The organism is Seonamhaeicola sp. ABD4_175, assembly GCF_056160885.1.
The window spans coordinates 1-6521 of record NZ_JBSWYC010000010.1 but is presented as its reverse complement, the minus strand read 5'-3'; the positions used below and the strand labels follow the sequence as shown (position 1 = coordinate 6521).

Genomic DNA, 6521 nt, shown 5'->3' with positions numbered 1-6521 from the left:
TTATCGGGTTTTTCGTATATTTAAGTGTAAATATAAACACATAAATATTTGAGTAAAACAAACAAAAAAATCCTATACATTGACATGGACAATGTATTGGTAGACTTCCGTTCTGCATTTCCTTTTTTAAACAATAGTATAAAAGAGAAATATAAAGATAACATGGATGACATAGAGGGAATTTTTTCTCTTATGAAGCCGATGAAAAATGCAATAGAATCCTTTGAAATACTAGCAAAACATTTTGATGTTTACATTCTTTCCACTAGTCCTTGGGATAATCCAACCGCAGCATCTGAAAAAGTAGCATGGGTAAAAAAACACTTACCTGAATTAGCTTATAAACGATTGATTTTATCTCATAACAAACATTTAAATCAAGGCGATTATATAGTTGATGACAGGCTAGCTAATGGAGTTGACCGTTTTTCAGGCGAACATATCCATTTTGGACAAGAGAACTTTAAAGATTGGCATTCGGTCGTGAAGTATTTATTTATTAAAGAAGGAATCAATGAACCAGAGTTTGAAAAATAAGATTTTAGAAAAACAAATTTTTGAAGGACTTACAAATTTGAATACAGGTTGGGATGCTCCGACAATAGCATATTTCTCTGAAACTGATTTTAAAGCTGTTCTAGAGAGAATTGAAAAGATGGATTTCGGAATTTACGGAATAGAACCATGGACAGAGGATAATCACTATTTTGATGTAAAGTTATTTGATGATTATTCAAATAAACCAAATGACCCATTGTGGTATAATAAAGCGTTTAATGAATTTATAGAAACAGGCAAGGTGCTAAAGTATTCAGCAAGTTATTTTATACCTAAAGAAATAAAAATTAATTATAGATAATTTTAAGGTTTTTTATCAAAAACTAACAATTCTGAAGTGGTTAAATCAAAAGCTGTCGCTATACGCTTTAGCATAGAAATCTTCATCTCCTGCCTTCCTAATTCATATTTCCTCAGGTTCTGAGCATCAATTTCTGCTTTAAAGGCAATTTCTTCTATAGATAAACCTCTTTTTTTTCTTAAAGCTCTTAGGTGTCTACCAAGTTCAATACAAAACTCAGAAACCTCGTTTTTACGTTCTCTTTTGGTCATATTCAAAATTCAGGACATTTAGGTATAATCAACCAATTGTAAATAACGGGTTGTTTGCAACCTTTTTTATTTTACATTTGTAAGAAAATTACAATCATTAAGGAAAACCGTAAAGCTTTCAGAAGCTTCTGAAATATCTTTAGTGATTTTTAAATATTAATCAATTTAAATACAATGAAAAACACCCGAATTATTTTTTATTCAACCTTTTTAGCAACAAGTTTATTCTTTTCATCATGTTCTAGTGATGATTCTTCAGAACAAAGAACAGAACCTACAACTACACAATTAGACCTATTAAAAGGAACATGGCAAGAAAGCAATGTTACTCATGATGGCGTTGACAGTGAAACTCAAATTATTTGCAATAATGAAAGAGAACAATATGTCTTTAATGAAGATAACTCGTTCACAGAAAGGCACTTTGATGATTATTGCGATGAAGAATTTGATAATGGTGAGTTTGTATTATCTGAGACTTCATTAACATTAAATTTTGAAGATTCATCAACAGATATATATCAAATAGTAGAATTAAATGATACGACATTAAAGATTAGTTTTGATGATGGTGGAGTCTTAGTTGAAGAAACTTATGTTAAAATAAATTAGAGGATTTAAAGATGAGAAAAACAAATTTTTTAATAGTACTAGCTATACTAAATTGTATGCTTTCTTTCAGTCAAGAAACATTCAAATTTCGAGATATAAGCAGGTATAGCGTTTATACCGTAAGAGAAGGAACATGGTTTGTGCCAGATTATGAAGCTGAAGTAAAAAATCCAATGTATGATGGGTTTTATAACGATGCTGTGAAAGAGTTTATTGAGGATTATGAAGTTATTTCAAAAAAAATAAGTGAATCTGAAAATGTAAAAGGTAAAGAAGGAAGGAAACTTAGAAAGTCCCTAAGTGCTCAAAGAATTGAAATTTTAACTAAATATCAACCATACTTTAATAAATTAAAATCCAGATGGCATTTTGAAGGTATTGATATTAATAGTCCAAACTTACTAGAAGAAAGTAAAAAGATGTTAAAAAAATTAGAAGGAACTAATTTGGTAATTAAAGATTTAAACGAAAAAGACCTTTTAAACAAAGTCCCTAAAAAAAGTGCAACATTCAAAAAACTTATGTATTTAGGAGACAAAACAAATATAAAAGGAGAATATTTTTTAGCTGGAAAAATTAAGGTTTCATACTCTTATAATGTAAATGATGGAACATATGAAGACCAAGTGTTGGAAGGGGACAAAAATTATTCAAGATATTCTACTTATAACTATTTTAAAAGTGTAGACGGTTCTGGTACTGATTTTTATAATAGCAATATTGATATATATAATCCTTATGCTGTAGAAAGAAAACCTAAAAAACTTACCGCAGATGAAAAAAGAATTGTAAGTAAGATGAAAACTTACAAAGCAGAAATGACTAGTTTATTAGATAAAATTGCTCAGTATAGAAGTAAAACGAAAGCTGCTTACGAAGCAACAAAAAAAGGACAAGCTCTTCAGAAAAAAGTACAAGCATTATATGATAACAACGATGATAAATACTATGATTTCATGCAGCTATTAGACATGGAAACAAAAGAAGTCATGGTAGAATTTAATCAAGTTTTAAAAGGGGCTGTAATTATATTTGGCTTATAGTTTTAACATTAAATAATAGCATAAAAAACCACTCAGTATTTGAGTGGTTTTTTTTATGCTAAATTTTTCTTTATAAATACATTTATTTCAGATTCAGTAAATCTTATAACATTCTGAATTTTAAAATACTTAATTTTTTTGGACTTGACCCAAGAGTCTATAGTTCATAGAGAGACATTAAAGTAATCAGCTAGTTCTTTTCTGGTATAAATTTTAGTATTCATGTTAAATGTTGTTTTAGTTTCTATAGTATATATAGTTAGACCTTAAACAACTTATCAAACATGCTCTATTCTGGGTCAAAAATGTTCAAACATAACTTTTCTTAACTAGTCTTAACTTACTAGAACAAGTTTAATCTTAACCAAACCATACATATATTAACAATATAATTAACCTGTAAAAACTTCATTGATTAATTGTAAACAAATTAATCTGTAACACATCGTTAATTTATTTGTTTATATAAGATGTAGTTAATTCAAAAAAACATCAAATATGAAAAACAGGTCTCCGTGAAGAGTATTGATTCTTTCTAAAAAAATAAGTCGAAGGAGTATAATTAACTCCAAAATAAATAACATAACAAAAAACAATTATGCTTGAAACAAACAACAAAATAAATGTTTCTGATATAGAGTCTATAAACAAGGAATTACTAACGGAAATATATAATTCACAAATTGTAAAAGGAGGTGAGTTTTTTGAGCTTGAAGAAACCCTCTTAGAGAATGACATAACAAAAGAAGACCTAAAGTTAGCTTTAAATTTTTATTGTAATACGCCAATAACCACTTCTGATGAACTACAACAATATTCTAGCCTAAAGAAGGAAATGTGGGATGAATATAGATTAAGTGGTTCAAAATCTAAAGTGTATAAAAGCTTAAAAAAGAAATTTGAAGCATTAGATTTAAAACTCACTCCCATTGGACGCCAAAAAGCAATGGAAGCGATAGCAAATAAAAAAGAAGTGACTTACTTCTCTAATTTATATTCAAATGCTCCAGAGTATTTAAAGGTTGATGATATATTGGAGAGAATAAAATCAGGTGAATACTCTCAATTGATTAACAATATTCGAAAGTCCAAAAGCAAAGAGGAGAAGAATAAGTTGAAAAAAAAGCTTCCAGTAGTACTATTCAATGGTCTATTTTACAAGAGAACAGGAAGTAAGATTATAAAATTTACAGATTATCTATGTCTTGATTTTGATGACTTCTCAACTTTCGAAGAAGTATCAAAAACAAAAGAACAATTGAAATCAGACCCTTATGTTTACTCTGTATTTACATCACCAAAGGGGTTAGGATTAAAAGTACTTCTTAAAGTAAAAAGACAAGATTATAATGACCATATATGCCTATTTAATGGTGCACAAGAACATTATTCTCATATAAATGGGTTTGATATTGCTTGTAAAGATATAACACGAGCTGCTTTTGTCTCTTATGACGAAGACCTGTATTTAAATAAAGAAGCAGAAGAGTTTACCCTCAGAGTGGAAATTAGTCACAAAAACAAAGAAATAAAAAACCTTAATCATGAAAAAAAACAAAAAGCTATGACGAAGCAAAAAAATGAAACAAAAATTAGAAAAGAGAATTCTATGTTTATTGAAACCGAAATAGAAAGAATAAAAGAATTGGTACTAAAATATTGGGAATCCAAATATTCTTTGGAAGCTGGTCAGCGTAATAATAACCTCTTCAAACTTGCAATAAAATTGTATTCAGCAGGTGTTCCAGAAACTGATATCACAAATTTATTTCATGAAAGATTTACAAATATTTTTGAAAGTGATGATGAACTTGATTCTATTATATCAAGTGCTTGCAAAGATGAATCTGTTTTTAATTCTGCACCATGGGAAAACTTTGAGCTGAAAAGAAATGTAATTGCTCTTTTGCAAGATGAAGACGAACTAAAAGAATTACTTAAAAAACATAATATAAACTTTATGGACTCGAAAGTTCATAATGAGCTTGAAAAATTAAAAGATAGTAATCATGTTTTCTGGGACACAATAATCGATAAAAACAATAAGATTACTGGCTATAAGGTTAACGAATATAAGTTGATTGAGTTTTTAAAATCCCAAAATATTTTTTGCTTAAATAAAGGAGGTAGTTTCCAATATTATATAGTAAAACAAAACCTAATTTATGAACTAGATTTATACGATATAAAAAATATAATAATAGACTACATTAGAGAAGCCTGTAATGGTAAAACCCTGTTAATTAGCACCTTTTTAAAACAACGTGCAATTTTTACTGATTTATTCTTATCAGATTTAAAAGCAGAAGAGCATCAAACACAAAGGGATTCAAAAGATACAGTTTACAAATACTTCTTGAATGGAGTATTGGTTATTTATAAAAGTAAACAAAATGCGTTTATAAATTACTCTGAATTGGATTACCCTGTTTACGCAAGTCAAATTATACAACATAATTATAATCCTGAATTTAAAGGTCAATCAGATTTTGAAGTTTTTGTTGCTGATATTGCTGGTGAAAATTTTGACAGTTTTCGTTCTGCTATAGGTTACTTATCTAGTAACTATAAGGCGCAATCAAATGCGAAAGCTGTAATCTTATCAGATAATTCAACATCCTATTCTGAAGCAAATGGAGGACGTGGGAAAGGGATACTGAGTAAGGCTTTGTCTAATTTCTCAAAATTGGTACGATTGGATGGGAAACGTTACTCAGCTCAAGATAATTTTGCTTTAGCACCAATCAATAAAACTCATGAAATAGCTCATGTAGATGACCTTAAACAAGGGTTTCATTTTACAGATATGTATAATACAATAACTGACGATATGGAGGTTACTAAAAAATATTCTGATAAAGAGATAATACCGTTTCAACTTGCCCCCAAACTATTACTTAGTAGTAATTACCCGATATCTGGTACTGACGAGAGTAGCAAAAGACGTCGTTTTGATTTGGTGTTGTCTAACTATTATTCAACTAAATACACACCAATCGACAAGTTTGGTCGAGAGTTCTTTACAAGTTGGAATGAAAATGATTGGAACAATTTTTACCACTTTATGATAGGTTGTGTAGAATTATTTCTCGAAAAGGGATTAATATATATGTCTACTGAGTCCATGAAGCTTAAAGAACTCATTGGAGATACTTCTGAGGATTTTTTAGAATATATAGAAGAGAATCTAGAGATGTTATCTTCAAACAAATTTAGTCTAGAGGAAGTGAAACAGGCTTACTATTCTAACAGTAACCATAATATATCTGTTCGAAAAATAAAGAACTGGTTAAAAAAATGGTGTCAGTTTTATAGTTACGACTTAAAAGACTATAGAGAGAACAACAAACGAGTTTACAAACTAATGCCAATAGAAGAATTTAAACTATTGGCATCATAATAAAACTATAATTATGAATAAACAACATATAACAGAATTTAATGGATGTGAAATAAGCATCCAAAATAAATCAAAAACACTAAGTGATGATGGGGTTATTAACTTTTGTCAAAAATACATTGAATACTATTTAGCACGAGAAGGACGCTTTATCCCTAGCATTGTTGAACAACAAGAGAAATTAGATGTCATCTTATATGAATGTAAAAAGCATTATTTTATTGATATTAATAATGTCACTCACATCACACTGAACCGTAATGATTTTCATAATGCTCAAATCGGAGTAGAACAACTAACAGCAAGTCATGGAGCATTTTTCATGCAAATTCATAGTCATAAAGTTTCTGGAACAG

Annotated in this window: 7 protein-coding genes; 6 read left to right on the top strand and 1 reads right to left on the bottom strand. The window is 29.0% G+C overall.

Features of this window, described 5'->3' with window-relative positions:
* Window positions 1-48 precede the first annotated feature (48 nt).
* Both ACXAG4_RS15455 and ACXAG4_RS15450 read left to right on the top strand, forming a co-directional pair.
* Window positions 49-537 (top strand): 5' nucleotidase, NT5C type, encoded by a 489-nt coding sequence (locus ACXAG4_RS15455; RefSeq protein WP_475296996.1) that lies wholly within the window; start codon window positions 49-51, stop codon window positions 535-537.
* Window positions 527-859, top strand: coding sequence for a hypothetical protein (locus tag ACXAG4_RS15450; RefSeq protein WP_475296995.1), 333 nt, complete (start codon window positions 527-529; stop codon window positions 857-859). Before ACXAG4_RS15455 ends, ACXAG4_RS15450 begins: the two co-directional genes overlap by 11 nt.
* Window positions 860-861: 2 nt before the next feature.
* Here the strand turns inward: ACXAG4_RS15450 and ACXAG4_RS15445 are convergent, their stop codons facing one another.
* Window positions 862-1110 carry a helix-turn-helix domain-containing protein gene (locus tag ACXAG4_RS15445; RefSeq protein ID WP_475296994.1) on the bottom strand — a complete coding sequence of 83 codons (249 nt, stop codon included), beginning with the start codon at window positions 1108-1110 and terminating at the stop codon, window positions 862-864.
* A gap of 174 nt (window positions 1111-1284) precedes the next feature.
* Between ACXAG4_RS15445 and ACXAG4_RS15440 the strand changes: the two genes are divergently transcribed.
* The 4 genes from ACXAG4_RS15440 to ACXAG4_RS15425 form a co-directional block, all read left to right on the top strand.
* Window positions 1285-1722 carry a lipocalin-like domain-containing protein gene (locus ACXAG4_RS15440; protein WP_475296993.1) on the top strand — a complete coding sequence of 146 codons (438 nt, stop codon included), beginning with the start codon at window positions 1285-1287 and terminating at the stop codon, window positions 1720-1722.
* Window positions 1723-1733: 11 nt separating this feature from the next.
* Window positions 1734-2765, top strand: coding sequence for a hypothetical protein (locus tag ACXAG4_RS15435; protein WP_475296992.1), 1032 nt, complete (start codon window positions 1734-1736; stop codon window positions 2763-2765).
* Between the two features lie 598 nt (window positions 2766-3363).
* The gene (locus ACXAG4_RS15430) at window positions 3364-6165 is read left to right on the top strand and encodes a BT4734/BF3469 family protein (protein ID WP_475296991.1); all 2802 of its coding nucleotides are present in this window, start codon (window positions 3364-3366) and stop codon (window positions 6163-6165) included.
* 13 nt (window positions 6166-6178) lie between these two features.
* Window positions 6179-6521 (top strand): hypothetical protein (locus tag ACXAG4_RS15425; protein ID WP_475296990.1); only part of this gene is annotated, 343 nt, incomplete at its 3' end.